At 62.2% G+C, this 18,983-nt stretch carries 20 protein-coding genes and 1 pseudogene; 9 read left to right on the forward strand and 12 right to left on the reverse strand.

Annotation, left to right across the window (positions count from 1 at the left end):
* Positions 1-9: 9 nt before the first annotated feature.
* Positions 10-307: ATP-binding protein (locus CCR95_RS08885; RefSeq protein WP_242523149.1), on the forward strand; the 298-nt coding region annotated here is incomplete at its 3' end.
* 31 nt (positions 308-338) lie between these two features.
* Here the strand turns inward: CCR95_RS08885 and CCR95_RS08890 are convergent.
* A protein-coding gene (locus tag CCR95_RS08890) for an IS3 family transposase (RefSeq protein WP_420825651.1) occupies positions 339-1,861 on the reverse strand; the annotation gives its coding sequence in 2 pieces (ribosomal slippage) (positions 339-1,447 and positions 1,447-1,861; 1,524 coding nt in all).
* 233 nt (positions 1,862-2,094) lie between these two features.
* Between CCR95_RS08890 and CCR95_RS08895 the strand changes: the two are divergent.
* Positions 2,095-2,500 (forward strand): annotated as a pseudogene (locus CCR95_RS08895) (ATP-binding protein); the annotation flags it as partial.
* Here the strand turns inward: CCR95_RS08895 and CCR95_RS08900 are convergent.
* Together CCR95_RS08900 and trxC are read right to left on the reverse strand one after the other, a co-directional pair.
* Positions 2,466-3,062, reverse strand: coding sequence for a tyrosine-type recombinase/integrase (locus CCR95_RS08900; RefSeq protein ID WP_201093657.1), 597 nt, complete (start codon positions 3,060-3,062; stop codon positions 2,466-2,468). The pseudogene CCR95_RS08895 and the gene CCR95_RS08900 overlap by 35 nt on opposite strands.
* Positions 3,063-3,254: 192 nt before the next feature.
* Complete coding sequence (gene trxC / locus CCR95_RS08905) at positions 3,255-3,689, reverse strand: thioredoxin TrxC (RefSeq protein WP_201093658.1); 435 nt, start codon at positions 3,687-3,689, stop codon at positions 3,255-3,257.
* A gap of 152 nt (positions 3,690-3,841) precedes the next feature.
* Here trxC and trxA point away from each other — a divergent pair, with 152 nt between their 5' ends.
* On the forward strand, positions 3,842-4,705 hold the full coding sequence (trxA, locus tag CCR95_RS08910) for a thioredoxin (protein ID WP_201093659.1): 864 nt from the start codon (positions 3,842-3,844) through the stop codon (positions 4,703-4,705).
* 45 nt (positions 4,706-4,750) lie between these two features.
* Positions 4,751-5,188 carry a DUF29 domain-containing protein gene (locus CCR95_RS08915; protein ID WP_207188565.1) on the forward strand — a complete coding sequence of 146 codons (438 nt, stop codon included), beginning with the start codon at positions 4,751-4,753 and terminating at the stop codon, positions 5,186-5,188.
* Here CCR95_RS08915 and tilS read toward each other — a convergent pair.
* The 5 genes from tilS to CCR95_RS08940 form a co-directional block, all read right to left on the reverse strand.
* Positions 5,142-6,569, reverse strand: a complete 1,428-nt coding sequence (gene tilS / locus CCR95_RS08920; protein ID WP_201093663.1) for a tRNA lysidine(34) synthetase TilS — start codon at positions 6,567-6,569, stop codon at positions 5,142-5,144. The genes CCR95_RS08915 and tilS overlap by 47 nt on opposite strands.
* Positions 6,570-6,664: 95 nt before the next feature.
* On the reverse strand, positions 6,665-7,378 hold the full coding sequence (locus CCR95_RS08925) for a DUF3782 domain-containing protein (RefSeq protein WP_242523138.1): 714 nt from the start codon (positions 7,376-7,378) through the stop codon (positions 6,665-6,667).
* Positions 7,379-7,430: 52 nt separating this feature from the next.
* Positions 7,431-8,390 (reverse strand): acetyl-CoA carboxylase carboxyltransferase subunit alpha, encoded by a 960-nt coding sequence (locus CCR95_RS08930; protein ID WP_041447278.1) that lies wholly within the window; start codon positions 8,388-8,390, stop codon positions 7,431-7,433.
* A 67-nt stretch (positions 8,391-8,457) separates the two neighbouring features.
* On the reverse strand, positions 8,458-9,336 hold the full coding sequence (locus tag CCR95_RS08935; protein ID WP_201093665.1) for a Uma2 family endonuclease: 879 nt from the start codon (positions 9,334-9,336) through the stop codon (positions 8,458-8,460).
* A 123-nt stretch (positions 9,337-9,459) separates the two neighbouring features.
* The gene (locus CCR95_RS08940; RefSeq protein WP_201093667.1) at positions 9,460-10,212 is read right to left on the reverse strand and encodes a metal-dependent hydrolase; all 753 of its coding nucleotides are present in this window, start codon (positions 10,210-10,212) and stop codon (positions 9,460-9,462) included.
* Between the two features lie 282 nt (positions 10,213-10,494).
* On the opposite strand from CCR95_RS08940, the gene CCR95_RS08945 reads away from it, so the two are divergent.
* The 4 genes from CCR95_RS08945 (at position 10,495) to CCR95_RS08960 (ending at position 13,469) form a co-directional block, all read left to right on the forward strand.
* A complete protein-coding gene (locus tag CCR95_RS08945) occupies positions 10,495-11,385 on the forward strand; it encodes a carbon-nitrogen hydrolase (protein ID WP_201093669.1) in 891 nt (296 codons plus the stop codon).
* A gap of 91 nt (positions 11,386-11,476) precedes the next feature.
* Complete coding sequence (locus tag CCR95_RS08950; protein WP_201093670.1) at positions 11,477-12,598, forward strand: anthranilate phosphoribosyltransferase; 1,122 nt, start codon at positions 11,477-11,479, stop codon at positions 12,596-12,598.
* A 2-nt stretch (positions 12,599-12,600) separates the two neighbouring features.
* Positions 12,601-12,933 carry a non-heme iron oxygenase ferredoxin subunit gene (locus tag CCR95_RS08955; protein WP_201093672.1) on the forward strand — a complete coding sequence of 111 codons (333 nt, stop codon included), beginning with the start codon at positions 12,601-12,603 and terminating at the stop codon, positions 12,931-12,933.
* 101 nt (positions 12,934-13,034) lie between these two features.
* Positions 13,035-13,469 (forward strand): host attachment protein, encoded by a 435-nt coding sequence (locus CCR95_RS08960; protein ID WP_201093673.1) that lies wholly within the window; start codon positions 13,035-13,037, stop codon positions 13,467-13,469.
* Between the two features lie 56 nt (positions 13,470-13,525).
* On the opposite strand, the gene CCR95_RS08965 is transcribed toward CCR95_RS08960, so the two are convergent.
* The 3 genes from CCR95_RS08965 to clpS form a co-directional block, all read right to left on the reverse strand.
* On the reverse strand, positions 13,526-14,311 hold the full coding sequence (locus tag CCR95_RS08965) for an FRG domain-containing protein (RefSeq protein WP_201093674.1): 786 nt from the start codon (positions 14,309-14,311) through the stop codon (positions 13,526-13,528).
* A gap of 20 nt (positions 14,312-14,331) precedes the next feature.
* A complete protein-coding gene (clpA, locus tag CCR95_RS08970; protein WP_201093675.1) occupies positions 14,332-16,593 on the reverse strand; it encodes an ATP-dependent Clp protease ATP-binding subunit ClpA in 2,262 nt (753 codons plus the stop codon).
* 68 nt (positions 16,594-16,661) lie between these two features.
* Positions 16,662-16,985, reverse strand: coding sequence for an ATP-dependent Clp protease adapter ClpS (gene clpS, locus CCR95_RS08975; protein ID WP_201093676.1), 324 nt, complete (start codon positions 16,983-16,985; stop codon positions 16,662-16,664).
* Between the two features lie 283 nt (positions 16,986-17,268).
* Between clpS and CCR95_RS08980 the strand changes: the two genes are divergently transcribed.
* Entirely contained in the window at positions 17,269-17,475 is a 207-nt protein-coding gene (locus tag CCR95_RS08980) for a cold-shock protein (protein ID WP_014780733.1), read from the forward strand.
* 125 nt (positions 17,476-17,600) lie between these two features.
* Here CCR95_RS08980 and icd read toward each other — a convergent pair whose 3' ends face one another.
* Positions 17,601-18,857, reverse strand: coding sequence for an NADP-dependent isocitrate dehydrogenase (gene icd, locus CCR95_RS08985; protein ID WP_201093677.1), 1,257 nt, complete (start codon positions 18,855-18,857; stop codon positions 17,601-17,603).
* Between the last annotated feature and the right edge of the window lie 126 nt (positions 18,858-18,983).

An 18,983-nucleotide genomic window follows, 5' to 3' on the forward strand; every position in this document is an offset into this window, starting at 1 on the left:
CTCTATGGCATGGCCACCGCCTGGAGCGAATGGCAGGCCCAATCCCCGCAACAGCCGACGATGCCCGAGGTCTGGCTGGATCGGCTCATCGAGGCGGAACACGCCGACCGCCAGGTGCGGCGTTGGCGCTATCAACTCCAAGCCGCCCGCTTCCCGATTCATCGCGATCTGCTGGGCTTCGTCTGGAGCGAAACGCCGCTTCAGCAAGCACGGGTGGAACAACTGGCCACCGCCGCCTTCATGGACCAAGCGCACAATCTCATCCTGGTCGGGGGCACCGGGACCGGCAAAACGCCTCTGGCGACCGNCGGTAAGTGTCAAGGTAGTTGTCGCATTGGTCATGTCGTTGTCAGTTGGTTTTGATGCTCCGTGGTGGTCGGTTTTCCAGGGTTGAGGAAGACCGTGGTCTCGGGCTTCCAGTTGCGCGTCGTGCCGCTCCAGCGTTCGGGATGCTGGGCCTTGGCCACCCGATAGAGGGCGTCACGCCGGGCGAGCAGGTCAATATCCTCGCCGCGATGGCGCTGCGCGGGGGTGACGAAGCGCAGGGCGCTGTGGCGGTGCTCGGTGTTGTACCAGCGCTCGAATCCCCCGACCCAGGTGCGGGCGTCATCCAGGCTCGCGAAGGGCTGTTCGGGGAACCCCGGATGGCCCTTGAGGGTGTTGAACAGCGACTCCGAGAAGGGGTTGTCATCGCTCACCGAGGGTCGGCTGAACGAGGGCACGACGCCCAGGCGCTGCAAGGTGGCCAGCATGGTGGCCCCTTTCATGGGTGCCCCGTTGTCCGAATGCAGGACCAAGGCATCGGCGCGCACGCCTTCGCGCAGATGGGCCTTGCGGAAGACACTGGCCGCCTGCTCGGCGGATTCGCTCGGGTAGACCTCCCAACCGACGATCTTGCGGCTGAAGACATCCATGATCAGATAGAGATAGAAGAACATCCCGCGCACCGTCGTGCTCAAATACGTGATATCCCAGCTCCAGACCTGATGGGGGCCGGTGGCCGTCAGTGGCGCCGGGCGCACGCGTGGAGCGGCCGTGGGCCGGCCGCGACGGGCGAGCTGGTCGGCGGCCCGCAGCACCCGGTAGAAGGTCGATTCCGAGGCCAGATAGCGCCCCTGATCGGCCAGCGCCGGGACGATCTGGTGCGGGGACAGGTGGGCGAATTCCGCCTGGTTGGCCACCGTCAGGATCGCGGCCTGCTCGGCGGGCGTGAGGCGGTTGGCCGGGGTGCGCACGGTGTCGGGCGCGCGGTGCTCGCGGCAACGGCGATCGCCCTGGATGCCGCCCGCCTGGCGCCAGCGCTGCAGGGTGCGGGTGCTCAGCCCGACGGCGGCGCAAGCGCGTTCCACGCGCGCCCCCGCGCCGACCGCTTCAGCGATCCACCCGCTCACCTGGACGCGCCGGGCGTGGGAGAGGGAGCGCCCGCGGGCTCCTCCCAGATCGCGCGGACTTTTTTTTGGAGCAACAACAAGGCCGCCGCCTCCGCCAGCGCCCGGTCCTTGCGTTGCAACTCCTTGGACAACTGGTTGATCTGCTCGCGCTCGGCGCGCTGTTCGCTCCGCTCGGCGCTCGTGGGTCGGGGCTCGTTGGCGCGCTGGCAGGCGGTGCGCCAGGTGGCGATCTGCTCGGCAAAGAGCCCCTTGCGCCGACAGTACGCGCCCAGATCCAGTTCGTTGAGCCCGGCCGTCTCCACCACTGCCGCGAACTTCTCGGCACCGCTCAGGACGCCGACCGGGCCGGCCGGGGTGGTCGCCAGCGCCGCCGGGTCGCCGGCTTGACGGCGCCAGCCGTAGAGGGTGTCGCGGGGAATCCCGTACTCGCGCGCCAACGCGGGCACGCTGACGGGATTGGGGGGAAGCATCTTGGTCAGGATGCTGGCTTTCAGTTCGTTCGAGTAGGTCTTCAAAATCCGTCGCCTCTTGGTACGTCCCGGTGCCGGCGCGTCGCGCCGCGCCCCTTGGGCGTCGCTGTCCAGTCGCCCGACGGGCGACTGGACAGCGACGCCCAAGGGGCGCTAGGCCCCAGGACGGTCATGCCCCCATCCTCACACACTTCCTCCCAGAGGGAGGCGACTTCTATCCTGACACCGGGGGNGGCGACCGCCTTGGGGGTGGCCGCGATCCATGCCGGCAAGCGCGTGCGCTTCTATAACGCGGTCGACTTGGTCAACCAACTGGAACATGAAAAACAGCTCGGCAAAGCCGGTCACCTCGCCAAACAGTTGATCCCCATCGATGCCGTCATCATCGACGAACTCGGTGACCTCCCGTTCCCCGAGTCCGGCGGGGCGCTGCTGTTTCATCTGATCAGCCACCTGGACGAAAAGACCTCGCTGATCCTCACCACCAACCTCAGCTTCGGCGAGTGGGTGCAGGTCTTCGGTGACGCCAAGATGACCACGGCCCTTCTGGATCGCCTGACGCATCACGGCGACATCCTCGAAACCGGCAATGATTCCTACCGGTTCAAGCAACGCAAAAAGGCCAGTCAGACCCTCTGAGTCGCTCGTTCAACTGGAAAAAATTCGATGTTGATGCCTGGTAACTTTTGGATGGTGATTGACAGTCCAAGACATTCTCGATCCGCCCCTGGACCCGCTTGGCGGTCTCGGTTTTGCTGGTCCAGATGGGTTTGAGGACCAGCAGGATGTCTTCGGTGGCGATGGCATCCACCGGCTTGGCGCCGAGGATAGGGCGGGCGTAGGTCTTGAGGGTGGCCACCCATTGGCAGGCGTGTTTGGGATTGCTCCACCCATGACGATGCGCGCGGATATAGCGGGCGGCGCATTGCGTGAAGGTGGGCACTGTCGCAGGAGCCTTGTGATCGATCGGGTCGATGCCTTGACTGATCAGCTTTCGGTAGTCTGCGGCCTTGTCGCGTGCTTGCGCCAGGGAGATCTCCGAGAGCGACCCAAGCCCCGCCTCCCGTCGCCTGCCGTTGAGCATGAATCGGTACACCCATTTACGGGCGCCGGAGGGCGAGACGTAGAGCCGGAGCCCGTCGCCGTCGTCATGCTTGCCGGGCGGGGCTGTGGCGGCCTTGCGTGCGGTGAGTTTACCCATGTCTGATGTCCGTCGAAAGCGGGTCGGTCCCCCAAGTGCCCCCCCCACTCAGACATGGATTATAGCGGACTTTGCTAGACGTTGTTAGACAACAAGCTATTGAATATGAAAGATAGACTGGACGTCGATGGACCTCTTAAAACGCCATATCAGCGGATACCCTATCCGCCAATTCCAAACATGCCGTCTTCATCACAGCCCCCGCCGCGCCCAGGCAACGATGCCGTTCGCGTCCATGGCGCCGGCCTGACGCGCGACCTCGGCGCCGCCGCGGAACAGGGCCAGGGTCGGAATGCTGCGAATCCCCAGCCGCCCCGATAGGCCTTGAGCCTCTTCGGTGTTGATCTTGATCAGCCGCATCGCCGGCTCCAGTTTGGCGGCGGCGGACTCGAAGGCCGGCGCCATCATCCGGCAGGGGCCGCACCAGGGCGCCCAGAAATCGACCAGCAACGGGAGATCGCTGCGCGCGAGATGACGGGCAAAACGGGCCTCGTCGAGCGCCAGCGGTTTCCCCATGAACAACGGCCCATGGCACTTGCCGCATTTGGCGCCCGCGCCCAGACGACGGCTGGCAACCCGGTTGACCGCATCGCAGGCGGGACAGACGACATGCAACTCTTCAGACATCACGGAAACTCCCTGGCGCCATGCCGACCGATGTCGCGAGCGATCCGCTCGCCGCAATCGCGCGGCACTGGCGAAGAAAAACTTGAATCGACTTGACTCGATGGCTATTTTCGGTCGATGTATCCGCTTTCCAAGCCTCGACTTTTCTCATCATGACTCAATCCCCCCTTGTTGTGACCGTCACCGCGCAAAATTTTCAGTCCGTCGTCCTCGACGGCTCGTTCGAACGCCCGGTGCTGGTCGATTTCTGGGCCGACTGGTGCGCGCCCTGCCGCATGCTGATGCCCATGCTCGCCAAGCTGGCGGAGGAGTATGGCGGCCGGTTCCTCCTGGCGAAGGTCAATACCGAGGAGGAACAGGCGCTCGCGGCCCAATTCGGCATCCGCAGCCTGCCGACGGTGCAGTTGTTCCAGTCCGGACGCGCGGTGGATCAGTTCATGGGCGCCCTGCCTGAGTCTCAGGTCCGTGAATTTCTCGACCGTCACCTCCCGCAGGCGTCGAATGGATTGTTGACGCTGGCACTGGATCGGATGGCCGTCGGCGAATTCGCCGAGGCTCGCTCGCTGATCGAGGAAGCCCGCGCCGAGGATCCCAATAATCTCCGTCTTCCGCTCGCCGAGTTACAGCTCGCCGTCGCGCAGGGCGAGATTGCGAAGGCACGAACCCTGCTCGCCGGACTTCCGATCGAGTTGGCCAATGACCCGGAGGCGATCGCGCTGCGTGGACAATTGCGGTTTGTCGACGCCCTCGAAAACGCCCCGCCCGAGGCGGAGCTGACGGCCCGACTCACCACCGATCCCAAAGATAGCGAAGCCCGTTATCAGCTCGCCGCCCATCAGGTGCTGCGCGGCGACTATGCGGGCGCGCTCGAACATCTACTGGAATTGATGAAGCGCGACCGCGCCTTCGAGGATGACGCCGGGCGCCGGGGCATGCTGGCGGTGTTCGATCTGCTTGGCGGCAGCGGCGATCTGGTTGCCCGGTATCGGGCCAGGATGATGAATATCCTCTACTAACCCTGACGTTTTCAGTTCTCCGGAATTTCTAAAAAGCGGTCGGACATGCCAATTCAATTACACGAATCGGATTTCTATACCTGGACGCGCCGGCAGGCCGAGTTGCTCCGAGCCGGTCAGTTCGGCGAATTGGATACCGCCAACCTGATTGGAGAACTCGACAGCATGGGGGCAAGGGAACGGCGCGAACTCGTCAATCGGCTGGCGGTGCTGTTGGCGCATCTGCTGAAGTGGCGCGATCAACCGGAACGACAGGGAAACAGTTGGCGGCGAACCATCCGAATCCAGCGCATCGAAGTGGCCGACCTGCTCGGCGATAACCCCGGACTCAAGCCTGAATTGGCGGATTTGTTCGTCAGGGCGTATGCCAAGGCGCGCATTCTGGCCACCGACGAGACGCGATTCGATGAGTCGACGTTTCCGTCGGAGGCCCCTTTCACGCTGGAAGAAACCCTGGATCCGGCATTTTTCCCGACAGAGTAACCGCGTCCAGCGACGCGGATTCCTCTCGGAAAGTCCCCCGCCAACGCAGTTCGCCCATCGGCTCGACGCCCGCGTCCCGCTCCCGGCAATGGCAGACATCGGCGATGGCGATCAGGGTATCGCCGTCGAACACTAGCGGGATGTAGGGCCGCCACCAGACCGGAATGCCGAGCGTCTGATACAGCTTTTTCAAGGAACGGGTATGACTGTCGGCGGGTCTGCGACAGCTCAATCCGGTCAGACCGAAGCGCACCTTCAGCGTCTTCTGCCCGGACTCGGCGACTTTCCCGCCCGAGACACCATCCCCTTTGATCACTGGATGCCATTCCAGCCGGCCCAGACCGGACGGCAGTTCCAAGCTCGTCGTCTCCTCGCCGACAGACCAGTTGATGACGCTGGCCGGTGACGGCGGAACGGGCAACGGCGGCAGGGCGAACAGATCCCGGCGGTAACGTCGGATCTCGCAACCGGACCAGGCGATCAGCGGATTGGCGTCCGCGCGGGCCGTCAGAACTTCATCCAGGATGCGGCCAAGATGCCGGGTGTCCGGCACGACAAAACCGCGCCGTCGGATCCACAACCGCAGGACCGCCTTCTGAAGCACGCGGTCGATGCGCGCAAGGCTGGGGATATCGAGAGTGCCGAAATGCGCGCCGCCGAGACCGTCCAGAGTTTGGGCGGCGAGTCGGTCGGTCAGATGGGCGGCCTCGGCGCAATGGCTGGCGCTGCGCGTGAATGTCGTCGCGAGCGCCGGCCAACGTTCGTGCAGGACGGGCAACACCCGATGCCGGAGATAATTGCGATCCAGCGACGTGACGCGATTGCTGGGGTCGTCGAGCCAGTCGAGCCCCTGAGTCTCGGCATAGGCAGCCAGCGTCTCCCGCGTCGCATCGAGCAGCGGACGGACCAGACGGCCGGGGCCACAGGGCATCTCGAAGGGCATGGCGGCCAGACCCTGAACGCCGCTCCCGCGCAGCAGCGCAAGCAGCAGAGTCTCAGCCTGGTCGTCGCGGTGGTGGGCGGTCAGCAGCAGATCGTCGGGGCCGAGCAGGCTGGAGAAGGCACGATAGCGCGCCTCGCGGGCGACGGCCTCGATGCTCTCGCCGGGACGCGGTTGCAGATGCAGGTGCCGGATGGTCAGAGGGATGGCCAGGGCGGCACAGCGGAATTGACAATGAGCAGCCCAGGCGGCCGAGTCCGGATGGAGTCCGTGATCGAGATGGACGGCCTGCAACGTGCCGGGAAGACGCTCGCGGATGCTCGCGGCAGCGGACAGGAGCACGCTGGAATCCAGGCCGCCGCTGAAGGCGATCCAGCAGCGGGAGACGTTTCGGAAGGGGGCAAGCAGCGCCGCCAGGTGGCTTGGATCGAAGGGGGGCATACTGCTTAAAGTTGGCAGTTGGCAGTTGGCAGCGGTTGGAACGGCGACAGCGGGTTACCAAATCAATGGCGCGGACGCAGGGCAATCCCGAAACCTTACCACTCCTTCGGCGTGAAACGGTCGTCGTTGCGAATAAGAATGGTGTCCCCGCTTTGGGCCAGCACGAAGAGACCTTGGCGGTAGGCGTAGCGCGCGACATCATCGGGCAGCACCATCGCCGCGACCGCACCCAGCAGCCGATAGCCGGCGTACTGCGGAAACAGACGCTTGAACTTCGCCAACCGCGCCAGATGTTCCTGCACGTCCTCCAGGGTCAGACGGCTTTTACACTCCACGCCAATGGCGGTTTGCGCGTTGGTGATCAGCAGATCGACCTCGATGCCTTCCTCGCCGTCCAGATTGACCGCAGTGACATCGCGCATCACCTGATGCACCTCCAGTCCGCGGCTGCGAAACAGGCGTACCACCGCCGGACGTACCATCTCTTCGACGAATTCGCCCAGCCGGTTGCTCCAGCCACCAAAGGTCTTGCTCAGTTCCCTGACCAACCGGTCGGTTTCCTGAATCTTGCGGTCGGTTTCCTGAAACTTTCGATCTGTCTCCTGAAACTTTCGATCCGTGTCCTGAAACTTCCGATCCGTGTCCTGAAACTTCCGGTCGGTTTCCTGAAACTTTCGATCCGTCTCCTGAAACTTCCGCTCGGTTTCCTGAAACATCCGCTTCGTCTCCTGGGAGATTCGTTGGGTCTCTTTCTGCGCTTCCGCAACCTCCCGAAACAACTCCAGGATCTCTTCGTAACTGATCGCCATGCCGTCACCTCGTGCTATTCGGCTAAACCGCGCCTTTGTCGACAACGTCCAGTCATGCCTCCTTGAACCGCCCGTACCCCATTAGCCGCTTGTAGCGCGCCGCGATCAGCGTCTCCGGCGGGATTCCGGTGAGCGCGTCCAGGCGTTCCACCAAGACGGCCTTGAGCGATTTGGCGACCGCGTCCGGGTCGCGGTGGGCACCGCCGAGCGGTTCCTTGATAACCTGGTCGACCAGCCCCTGTTCCAGCAATTTGTCGGAAGTGATCGCCATCGCCTCGGCGGCGAGTTGGGCCTTGTCGGCGCTTTTCCAGAGGATGGAGGCGCAGCCCTCCGGGGAGATCACCGAATAGGTGCTGAACTGCAACATCCCCAGCCAGTCGCCCACGCCGATCGCGAGCGCGCCGCCCGAACCGCCCTCCCCGACCACGGTGCAGAGGATCGGGGTACGCAACCGCGACATCTCGCGCAGGTTACGGGCGATCGCCTCGCTCTGACCCCGCTCTTCCGCGCCGACACCCGGATAGGCGCCGGGGGTGTCGATGAAGGTGAGGATCGGCAGCCCGAACCGCTCGGCCATCTCCATCAGGCGCAACGCCTTGCGATAACCCTCGGGGCGCGGCATGCCGAAGTTGCGCAGGATCTTTTCCTTGGTATCCCGGCCCTTTTGATGTCCGATGACCATGACCGGCCGACCGTCGATGCGGGCCAACCCGCCGACGATGGCGCGGTCGTCGGCAAAGGCCCGATCGCCGTGGAGTTCATGGAAGTCGTCGAACAGCCGTCGCGCGTAGTCAAGCAGATAGGGCCTCTGCGGGTGGCGCGATAACTGCGAGATTTGCCAGGGGGTCAGCGCGGAGAAGATCGATTCGGTGAGCGCCACGCACTTGGTATGGAGTCGCTCGATCTCTTCCTGGATGTTGAGTTCGTTATCGTGACCCACCAGACGCAGCTCTTCGATCTTCGCCTCAAGCTCGGCAATGGGTTGTTCAAAATCGAGAAAATTCAAATTCAGGTCCATAACACCTACATCGTTGTTGTTTTATGGCTGCAATGAGCCTGAAATCAAGCATCGCCGCGCGTTAGCGCGGTTTGTCTCCCTCAAGCAGCGCCATGAGGCGTGCAAGTTCGGTCTCCGCGCGCTCGGCACGCTCTCTTTCGGTCCTGGCCAAAGCCTGTTGCGCTTGGGCGAAACGGCGTTGTTCCTCGGCCAGTCGCGTCTGTTCTTGCGCCAGTCGCGTCTGTTCTTGCGCCAGTTGCGTCTGGGTTTCGGCACGCTGGAGCGCGTTCTCGGCGGCATTCCAGGCCGCCTCGGCATGGGTTGGCAACGGTACGCCATCGGGCATCGCCCAGCGCAGCCAGGTACCCTCGATGCCGAGATAGTCGCCCTGCCACAGAACCAGCGTCAGACCCAGCAGCGGGCTGTGGAGACGATCCTGCCCATCGCGCTCGATCGGCTGGTAGACGCCATCGGTCAGTTGAAACCCGGCGCGGTCTTCCGGATTGAAAGGATCGAACCAGAAATACTCGGGCACCCGCATCCGGTCCTGATAGATCTGTTTCTTCTCGCCTTTATCGCTGGCCGCCGTGCTCCGCGAAAGCAATTCGATGACCACGTCCGGCGCCTTGCCCTGCTCCCACACCACCCAGCTCTTGCGTTCGCCGCGCGGCACGCCGAGGACGACAAAGACATCCGGCCCCCGAAAATGCCGACCCCGCGTCTGCTCCAGGCTGAAATAGACGAACATGTTGCCGTTCGTGTAGCCCTCGCCCTTTTCCTGCAACCAGAGATCGAGCGCATCGATCAGGAGATCCATCTGCCACTTGTGCCGTTGCGTCTCCATGGGTTCTCCATCGTCACAAGGGAGTTCATCCTGTGTGGGCGGAACCGGCGGCATCCCCTCCGGCGGATCGCCCACCGGCCAGTCGGGATCTGAAAACAGCGGTTGGGCCATCGACATGGGCGCTTTCCTCAAGTGGCTTGCGGTGCGTCGGCGAACGTTGCAATCTAGCGCAGCCCAGGCTCCGAGTACAGTTCGGCGCAACCCGCCAAGAGCGAGAACCGACTGACATCGAAATCCGCGTCAACCCATCAAGCGCATCCACCAGACAGTCGCCTGGAGGCGGACCTGCTCGACCGCATCCTGGATCATGCCTGGTACCGCGTCCAGATCCACGGGCATTTCCAGACTGATCCGGCCCGACCAGGAATCGGCTGGCGGCGAGACCCATGCCAGCGCCAGGACCGTTGCCAGCATGGCCAGGCTGCTCCAGGGATTGTTGAGACTGAAAGGCTTGAGCGCCGTCCCGAAGGAGCGTTTCAGACGGGCGTTAAAGAGATCGACACTGTAGATCTCGTCCAGGCTCAAATGGGTTAGATAGCCGATGCCCACCATCAGACCCGCAAGCCAGGCCGGTTCGGGCGGCAGTCGCCACAACCAGGAGGCGAGATTGACGGTCGCGAGCGTCACGGCCGCGATCGCGAGCCAGGAATGCCAGATGCCGCGGTGCACCGTGAGACGGGAAAAAATCTCGAAGAAGCCATAGCGCACGCACAGATACACGCCACCCCAGATCAAGGTCAGCTCCAGCGGCGGAAAGCGGTCGATCAGGGGCAATGTCATGACGAAGGCCAATCCGGCGCCGAGCACGCTAAAGAGTGCATTGACCGGCTTGGATCGAGCCGAGTCGATATCCGGCAGCATGCTGCCGACGACGCCGAGCACGAAATACGGCAGCGCCTGGTCGTCCTGAATCAGACCGGTCGTGTGCAAGCCAAGGGTGACAGCGGCACTCACGACGATGCCGACATTCAGATGTGTTTGGAAATTGGCCATTGCTGGAAATTCAGTCGTCAGGTATCAGCATTCGTCCGGGCACGGGCATTGAGCAGTTTAACCTGTTCGCGTTTTACGGACGTGTTTGCAGTCGTGGGATCGCAAACCGTGACTTGCCGCGAAAATCGCCTACAACTGAACCGCGAGGAATGCTGAAGACTCGATATCTGCCAACTGCCAACTGACAACTGACAACTGACAACTGACAACCCCGCTTTCTAGGACGAACGACGAATTGCGCGGATAATGCAACGCCAACTCCTTCCCCTGAGGTTCAGTTTCATGCCACGGCCATCCTTGACCATCGCACTCGTTCAGCAGTCCGACCAGGGCAGCACCGCGGCGAATCTGGACGATTGCGAAACCTCCATCCGCACGGCGGCGATTCGCGGCTGCGGACTGATTCTGCTCCAGGAACTCCATAACGATCCCTATTTCTGCCAGACCGAGGATCCGGCGGTCTTCGATCTTGCCGAGCCGATCCCCGGTCCGACCACCGAGCGTCTGAGCGCGCTGGCGCGCGAGTTGGAACTCGTGATCGTCGGTTCGCTGTTCGAGCGCCGCGCCCCTGGGCTCTATCACAACACGGCGGTGGTGCTGGACTCGGACGGTTCGTTGGCGGGCATCTATCGCAAGATGCACATCCCGGACGATCCAGGTTATTACGAAAAGTACTATTTCACGCCGGGCGATCTGGGTTTCAATCCGGTCGATACCGCCGTCGGGCGCCTGGGCGTGCTGGTCTGCTGGGATCAATGGTTTCCGGAGGCGGCCCGCGCCATGGCGCTGTCGGGCGCGCAACTGCTGCTCTATCCCACCGCGATCGGCTGGGATCCGAACGATCCGCCAGCGGAGCAGGCCCGGCAGCTCGATGCCTGGATGACGATCCAGCGTAGCCACGCGATCGCCAACGGCCTCCCGGTCGCGGCCTGTAACCGGGTAGGCTTCGAAGCCGACCCCAGCGGCATCAGCGCCGGCGCTCGCTTCTGGGGGCATTCGTTCGTCTGCGGACCGCAGGGCGAAATTCTTGCGCAAGCGGACGATCAGGCCCCCAAGCTGCTGATCGTCAAGGTCGATCTGTCACGCACAGAACAGGTTCGGCGCGTCTGGCCCTTTCTGCGCGATCGGCGCATCGACGCCTATACCGACCTTAATCTACGTTACCGCGATTGAGCATTCCTCGGGAATGCTCAATGGGGTTTTTTATTGGGGTTCGATCCCATTTTCCACTAGCCATTAAAATTGACCGTCCCGGAGGACAGCCATGAGCAGCACCACGACCGCCACAGACGAGGCCAGACTTCAGATGCGCTCGATCATTCAGCGCATCGCGACCGGCCCCGAGCTGTCCAAGGACATCTCGATGGAAGAGGCGCGCATTGGCATGCGCGCGATCCTCGACAACGCGGTCGATCCGGTCCAGGCCGGCATCTTCTTCATCGCGCTGCGTATGAAGCGCGAGACCGACGAGGAGTTCAAGGGCATCCTGGACGCGATCCGCGAGGTCACCGGCCATGTGGTGGCGGAGGTGGATGACGTGGTCGATATCGCCGACCCTTACGATGGCTACAATCGCTGTCTGCCCGCCGCGCCTTTCCTGATGCCGCTGCTCGCCGAATATGGCGTGGCGGCGATCAGCCAGGGCGCGCATGCCGTGGGGCCGAAATTCGGCGTCACCCATCGGCATATCCTGGAGGCCGCCGGCGCGCCGGTGGATCTGAGCCCGGTGGAAGCCGCCGACCGGCTGGCCGATCCGACGCTCGGCTGGAGCTATGTCGATCAGCGCGCCTTCTGCGCCCCGCTGCACAATCTGGTCGACCTGCGTTCGGCCATCGTCAAACGTCAGGCGGTGACGACGGTGGAAGTCATGGCCCGCCCGATTCACGGTCGCAAGCATACGCATCTGGTCACGGGCTATGTCCATAAGCCCTATCCGCGCATCTATGCCCTGCTCGCCCGTCATGCCGGATTCGACTCGGCCCTGCTGGTGCGCGGCGTCGAGGGCGGCGTGATTCCCTCGCTGCGGCAGAAAGGCACCTGCTTCAACTATCAGCATCACTCCGAGGAACAATCCTTCGAGATCGACCCCGCCGAACTCGGGATCGCGCAGTCGGTCCGCGCCGTTCCGCTCCCCGAGGATCTGCCCCAGACCACCCGCCCTGGCGACGAGATCGCCGTTGCCGTGGATGTCCCGGCCACTGCCCGCGCCGCCGCCGAGGCGGGCATGGCGGCGCTCAATGGCGCCCAGGGGCCGACCTACGACAGTCTGGTGTTCTCCGGCGCGCTAATCCTCTGGCACCTGGGACGCGAGGCATCGCTCGCGGTCGCCGCCGACCGGCTGCGCGACATTCTGGACTCCGGCAAGGCCACGCAACGGGTGCGTTGATCATGGACCAGCCATTCGTTGCCGTCGCCGCCACGGACGCCATTGCGCCCGGAAAATTCGTCAAGGTCCTGGTCGATGAGCGGCCTTACATCGTCGCCAATGTGGACGGACACTTTTATGCCGTCGAGGACAATTGCAGCCATGAGGACTATCCGCTGTCCTATGGCTGTCTGGACGGCGACCGCATCAAGTGTTCGCTCCACGGGAGCCGTTTCAGCCTGGCGACTGGCGCGCCGCTCGACGAGCCTGCGGACGAACCGATCCGCACCTATCGATTGGCGGTCGCCGAGGGTCAGGTGTGGCTCGATCTATCGAGTCCGGCGGAGATTGGATGATTGGCGGATCTTGACTACAGTTAAATCAGGAGTTTCCCCTCGAACGGCGGGCGCCGTTCGCACGCGGAGACCCTCGTGAGTCGATAGCGGGAGGTTTCCTAATGAAGACCTGGATGCTCGTGGCAAGCGATGCACGCGCGCGCCTGTTCGAGGTTGCCAACCGGAACGCAACCCTGAATGAGGTGCTGGATCTGGTGAACCCGGAAAACCGGCTGCAAGGCAAGGATCTCAAGACCGACAAGCCTGGACGGGCGTTCGACTCGCTGGGCGGACACCGGCATGCCACCCAGACGCCGGTGGATCCGAAGGAGCAGAGTTCCATCCGCTTCGCCAAGCGGGTGGTCGACGAACTGGAGTCCCGCCTCCACGAGAACCGCTTCGAGGCGCTGAACGTGGTGGCTTCGCCGCATTTTCTCGGTCTGCTGCGCGGGCAGATGAGCGATGCGTTAATGCGCGCGGTGAAGGAAGAAGTGGCGAAGGATCTCACGCTCGAGGATGCGGCGTCACTGCAGGTGCGTGTCGCGCAACTGTTCTGATCACGGGGATTGCCGAGTCGCATTCGGCAATCCTCGGGGCAACACCCTCCGGGCAATCATCCCCGCGGACTGTAGTGGCGCGTGAGCCAGGCGGTCAGTCCTTCCAGACCGGGAAAGAACACCCGCTCAGTGACGTTCGACTGGTCGAGCTTATCGCGGATTTCCCATTTCAACTCGGCGGGGATGACGATCCGCATCCAGATATCCGGATAGTCGGCCAGCCAGCGATCGATGGCCAGCGTTGGGTCCGAACTCATCGAGAAAAACGCGAACTGATTGACGATGCGGTCGTCAATGGACGGCGGCTCGAAAAACAGCGTGAAGGGCTCGTCGCGGAGCTGATCCAGTTCGGCCAGAGTCTTGACGCTCTCGGAGAGCATCTCGACGGTGAAGACGTTGGCCCCCTCGTATTCGAGCCGCGAACGCAGCAGATCCGGGGCCATGCGATGGGCGGCAATATAGTTGACGCCCCAGATAGCGCCGTCCCGGTCGAACTTCTCGATATTGGACGTGGCGAAGTGCAGCGCGGCGAAGGGCGAATAGGTCCAGTCCAGCAGCCGGGTCGGCAGACCATAATGCTGGGCGACCGAGAGCCAGTGCCAGACCGAATCGCGCTCCACCACCCGCCGATGGGCATACTTGCGGAAATTGCGCAGCAGATGTCGTTCCAGTTGCGCATACTCGCCGCCGAGACGCATCAGGGTCGTCTCCAGCGGATAATTCGCGTCGGACAGGCCACGGAAGGCATAGCGCGAACGATAACGGCCAATCTCCGGCACCCAGGAATCGGCGAAGAGCACATCCTGGATTTCAGCCCAGGACGTGACCCGGATCGGATTCATGACGACGCTGCCAAACCGGTTTACAGCGCCCGTTTTTCCCCATTGAGATCGAATGCAAGTTCGCCATTCTCCACGCGGACGCGAACCGCGCCGCCGCCAACCAGTTCGCCGAACAGCAATTCGTTGGCGAGCGGTTTCTTGATGTGGTTCTGAATGACGCGGGCCATGGGGCGCGCGCCCATCTTGGGGTCATAGCCCTTCTCGGCAATCCAGCGACGGGCTTCGGCATCGACGATCAGGCTGACCTTTTTCTCTTCCAGTTGCTGTTCCAGCTCGAAGACGAACTTATCGACCACGCTGCGGATGGTTTCTTCGCCCAGCGAGCCGAACTGCACGACGGCGTCGAGTCGGTTGCGGAATTCGGGCGAGAAGTAGCGCTTGAGGGCCTCCAGACCGTCGGTCGAGTGATCCTGTTCGGTGAAGCCAATGGAGCGGCGCGCGGTCTCCTCGGCACCGGCGTTGGTGGTCATGACAAGCACGACGCTGCGGAAATCCGCCTTGCGCCCGTTGTTATCGGTGAGCGTACCGTGATCCATCACCTGCAACAGCAAATTGAAGACATCAGGGTGGGCCTTTTCGATCTCGTCGAGCAAGAGCACCGAATGCGGATGCTTGTTGATCTGCTCGGTCAGCAGCCCGCCCTGATCGAAGCCGACATAGCCGGGCGGCGCGCCGATCAGACGCGAAACCGTGTGCCGCTCCATGTACTCGGACATATCGAAACGCAGCAGTTCCATCCCGAGAATGCGGGCTAGCTGGCGCGTGACCTCGGTCTTGCCGACGCCGGTGGGTCCGGTGAAGAGGAATGAACCGATGGGCTTGCCCTCGTTGCCCAGCCCCGAGCGATTCATGCGGATCGCCGAGGTCAGGGCATCGATGGCCGGATCCTGACCATAGACCACCATCTTGAGATCGCGATCCAGGTTCTTGAGCGATTCGGTATCGGACACCGAGACGCGCTTGGACGGAATCCGCGCCATCTTGGCGACGATGGCCTCGACATCCGCCACGTCGATGCGTTTCTTGCGCTTAGCCGGGCTTTTCAGTTGCACATGGGCGCCGGCCTCGTCGATCACGTCGATCGCCTTATCGGGCAGATGCCGATCGTTGATATAGCGGCTGGACAGCTCGGCGGCGGCGCGCAGAGCCGGATTGGTATAGGTGACCTGATGGTGATCCTCGAAGCGCGACTTGAGCCCCTTGAGAATCTCGAAGGTCTCCTCGATCGAAGGCTCGTCCACATCGATCTTCTGAAAGCGCCGCGCGAGCGCCCGGTCTTTCTCGAAGATGCCGCGATATTCCTGATAGGTGGTCGAGCCGATGCAACGCAGATCGCCGGAGGCCAGCACCGGTTTGATCAGATTCGAGGCGTCCATGACCCCACCCGAGGCCGATCCGGCGCCGATGATGGTGTGGATTTCGTCGATAAAGAGGATGGCGTGCGGCTGGCGCTTGAGTTGCGCAAGCACCGCTTTCAGGCGTTTCTCGAAGTCGCCGCGATATTTGGTGCCAGCGACCAGACCGCCGAGATCCAGCGCATAGATCACGGCATTGTTCAGGATTTCGGGAACCTCGCCATCGACGATCTTCTTGGCCAGACCCTCGGCGATCGCGGTCTTGCCCACGCCGGCCTCGCCCACGAACAAGGGATTGTTCTTGCGCCGACGGCAGAGAATCTGAATGGTGCGCTCCACCTCTGGGCCGCGGCCGATCAGCGGATCGATCCGACCCTGGCGCGCTAGTTCGTTCAGGTTGGAGGCAAAACTTTCGAGCGGGCTGGAGCCTTCTTTTTCCTCGCCGCGCACCTCATCCGATTCGCCCGGCGCATCGTCTTCCTGATTCTCGCCCGGCACCTTGGAAATGCCGTGCGAGATGTAATTGACGACGTCGAGCCGGGTGACATCCTGCTGATTGAGAAAATACACGGCTTGGGAGTCCTGTTCGCTGAAGAGCGCGACCAGGACATTCGCCCCCGTCACCTCCTTCTTGCCGGCGGACTGAACATGGAACACGGCGCGCTGGAGCACCCGCTGAAAACCGAGCGTAGGCTGAGTATCGCGCTCTTCCTTCGCGGGGATCAGCGGCGTGGTCTCCTCGATGAAAGCAGAAATCTCGCGGCGCAGACGATCCGCGTCCAGTCCGCAGGCCCGCAGCACCTTGGCGGCCGTCGGATTGTCCAGCAGCGACAGCAGCATGTGTTCCACGGTCATGTATTCGTGGTGTTTGGCGCGCGCCTCCTTGAAGGCCCGGTTCAGTGTAAATTCGAGTTCTTTGCTCAGCATCGGCCTGTTCCAAGCGGGGGGTTTAGGAAACCATAACACTGTGCCGCACTGCGGTCTTCAAACAGCGCCTACGCCTCTTCCATTGTACACATCAGCGGATGCTGATTGCTGCGCGCGTAATCGTTCACCTGCGCGACCTTGGTCTCGGCGATCTCCTTGGTGAAGACGCCACAGACGCCAACGCCGCGGGTATGCACATGGAGCATGACCTGGGTCGCTTTCTCGCGGTTCATCCCGAAAAAAATCTCCAGCACGAGCACCACGAACTCCATCGGGGTGTAATCGTCGTTCAGTAGCAGGACTTTGAACAAGGGCGGACGCCGTAATTTGGGTTTGGCCTCTTGGACGGTCAGCCCGGATTCGCGTTCGTCTCCTGGTAGTTCGTCACTCATGATCTCGAATTCTAGTCAAAAAATGATCGTCCGCGATGCGCATCCATCGGTTCGCGTGACGAAAGTCGGGATTGGCGAGAATCCGTGCGCCCACCTGCGCCATTGTTCTGCACTCCGTTGTGAAACCGCGGAAAGCGGATCCAGCCGCAGAGCCGGTTTGACCAGCGAAATCAACTCACTATACTACTGAATTGTGGTGCCGATCGCCGGATTCAAGGTACGGTATCAGACAACAATAATGACCGCCAACCAAAGACCCGCAATCCTTAGGAGGAGTGCACCAATGATTACCGGTGTCGTCAAATGGTTCAATAACGCCAAAGGCTATGGTTTCGTGCAACCCGAAGGACGCGACGAGGACGTTTTCGTGCACTTTTCGTCTATAGACATGGATGGTTACAAGACCTTGCGAGAGGGACAACGGGTCGAGTTCGAGTTGAGTCAGGGACCCAAGGGACTCCATGCGGCCAATGTTCATCAGGTCAGTTGATGGTTTTCAATAACCTTTAAAAACATGATCTTCACTGTTTCGTAAACTGACTTGCGTCCAAGCCAATGGCATGGACGCAAGTTGTCATTGCCGCTTCCCGGCACGCGCTTCGCGTTGGAATCCGCCTACATTTTGCCGATCACCGCCGCGCCAAAGCCCGAGCAACTCAGCTTGGTCGCGCCGTCCATCAGCCGATCCAAATCATAGGTCACGGTCTTGGCCGCGATCGCCCCCTCCACGCCCTTGATGATCAGATCGGCCGCCTCGACCCACCCCATGTGACGCAGCATCATCTCGGCCGAGAGGATGAGCGAACTGGGGTTGACCTGATCCTTGCCGGCGTACTTGGGCGCGGTGCCGTGCGTCGCCTCGAACATCGCCACCGAATCGGACAGATTCGCGCCGGGCGCCATGCCGATCCCGCCGACCTGAGCCGCCAGCGCGTCGGAGATATAGTCGCCGTTCAGATTCAGGGTCGCGATCACGGAATAGTCCTTCGGGCGCAGCAGGATCTGTTGCAGGAAGGCATCGGCGATCACGTCCTTGACGACGATCTCGGTTCCGGTTTTCGGGTTCTTGAAGCCGCACCAGGGACCGCCATCAATCTCCACCGCGCCGAATTCCGCCTTGGCCAGATCATAGCCCCACTGCTTGAAGGCACCCTCGGTGAACTTCATGATGTTGCCCTTGTGCACCAGGGTCAGCGACGGGCGGTCATTGTCGATAACATATTGGAGCGCCTTGCGCACCAGACGTTCCGTGCCCTCGCGCGAGACCGGCTTGATACCGATCCCGGATGTCTCTGGGAAGCGGATCTTGGTCACGCCCATCTCGTTGCGGAGAAAATCGATGACCTTCCGCGCCTCGGGCGTCCCTTCCTGCCACTCGATACCCGCGTAGATGTCTTCCGAATTCTCGCGGAAGATCACCATATCGGTATGCTCGGGCGCCTTCAAAGGGCTCGGCGTACCGGTGAAATAGCGCACTGGGCGCAGACAAACATAGAGATCCAGTTGCTGACGCAGGGTGACGTTGAGCGAGCGAATGCCGCCGCCGACCGGCGTCGTCAATGGCCCCTTGATTGAGACGACAAAATCCTTGACCGCCGCGAGCGTCTCCTCGGGCAGCCAGACATCCTCGCCATAGGTGCGAGTTGACTTCTCGCCGGCATAGATCTCCATCCATTGGATCTGGCGCGAGCCGCCATAGGCTTTCGCCACTGCCGCATCGACCACCGAGCACATGACCGGCGTGATGTCGATGCCGATGCCGTCGCCTTCGATATAGGGAATGATTGGCTGATTGGGGACGTTCAGCGACAGGTCGGCGTTAACCTGGATCTTCTCGCCGGTTGCCGGAATCTGGATTTTTTCGTAGGCCATGGATGCTGTTCTCTTGGATCTTTAGGGGGATCGCCACAAAAACGTCATCCTACCACCGAGCCCAAGCGTTGCGCAGACCGAAGACGCCGTGTTTCGCGCGTCTTCAGACGTTTTTGAAGAAGATGC

Origin of the sequence: Thiocystis minor, assembly GCF_016653465.1 — a bacterium.
GTDB lineage: Bacteria > Pseudomonadota > Gammaproteobacteria > Chromatiales > Chromatiaceae > Chromatium > Chromatium minus.

What these genes read in the sequence shown, in the direction of transcription:
- icd (WP_201093677.1), bottom strand. Translation starts at nt 18,857, where the DNA reads ATGGCCTACGAAAAAATCCAGATTCCGGCAACCGGCGAGAAGATCCAG.
- clpA (WP_201093675.1), bottom strand. Translation starts at nt 16,593, where the DNA reads ATGCTGAGCAAAGAACTCGAATTTACACTGAACCGGGCCTTCAAGGAG.
- CCR95_RS08960 (WP_201093673.1), top strand. Translation starts at nt 13,035, where the DNA reads ATGAAGACCTGGATGCTCGTGGCAAGCGATGCACGCGCGCGCCTGTTC.
- trxA (WP_201093659.1), top strand. Translation starts at nt 3,842, where the DNA reads ATGACTCAATCCCCCCTTGTTGTGACCGTCACCGCGCAAAATTTTCAG.
- CCR95_RS08950 (WP_201093670.1), top strand. Translation starts at nt 11,477, where the DNA reads ATGAGCAGCACCACGACCGCCACAGACGAGGCCAGACTTCAGATGCGC.
- trxC (WP_201093658.1), bottom strand. Translation starts at nt 3,689, where the DNA reads ATGTCTGAAGAGTTGCATGTCGTCTGTCCCGCCTGCGATGCGGTCAAC.
- tilS (WP_201093663.1), bottom strand. Translation starts at nt 6,569, where the DNA reads ATGCCCCCCTTCGATCCAAGCCACCTGGCGGCGCTGCTTGCCCCCTTC.
- CCR95_RS08955 (WP_201093672.1), top strand. Translation starts at nt 12,601, where the DNA reads ATGGACCAGCCATTCGTTGCCGTCGCCGCCACGGACGCCATTGCGCCC.
- CCR95_RS08965 (WP_201093674.1), bottom strand. Translation starts at nt 14,311, where the DNA reads ATGAATCCGATCCGGGTCACGTCCTGGGCTGAAATCCAGGATGTGCTC.
- CCR95_RS08940 (WP_201093667.1), bottom strand. Translation starts at nt 10,212, where the DNA reads ATGGCCAATTTCCAAACACATCTGAATGTCGGCATCGTCGTGAGTGCC.
- CCR95_RS08925 (WP_242523138.1), bottom strand. Translation starts at nt 7,378, where the DNA reads ATGGCGATCAGTTACGAAGAGATCCTGGAGTTGTTTCGGGAGGTTGCG.
- clpS (WP_201093676.1), bottom strand. Translation starts at nt 16,985, where the DNA reads ATGAGTGACGAACTACCAGGAGACGAACGCGAATCCGGGCTGACCGTC.
- CCR95_RS08935 (WP_201093665.1), bottom strand. Translation starts at nt 9,336, where the DNA reads ATGTCGATGGCCCAACCGCTGTTTTCAGATCCCGACTGGCCGGTGGGC.
- CCR95_RS08980 (WP_014780733.1), top strand. Translation starts at nt 17,269, where the DNA reads ATGATTACCGGTGTCGTCAAATGGTTCAATAACGCCAAAGGCTATGGT.
- CCR95_RS08900 (WP_201093657.1), bottom strand. Translation starts at nt 3,062, where the DNA reads ATGGGTAAACTCACCGCACGCAAGGCCGCCACAGCCCCGCCCGGCAAG.
- CCR95_RS08945 (WP_201093669.1), top strand. Translation starts at nt 10,495, where the DNA reads ATGCCACGGCCATCCTTGACCATCGCACTCGTTCAGCAGTCCGACCAG.
- CCR95_RS08915 (WP_207188565.1), top strand. Translation starts at nt 4,751, where the DNA reads ATGCCAATTCAATTACACGAATCGGATTTCTATACCTGGACGCGCCGG.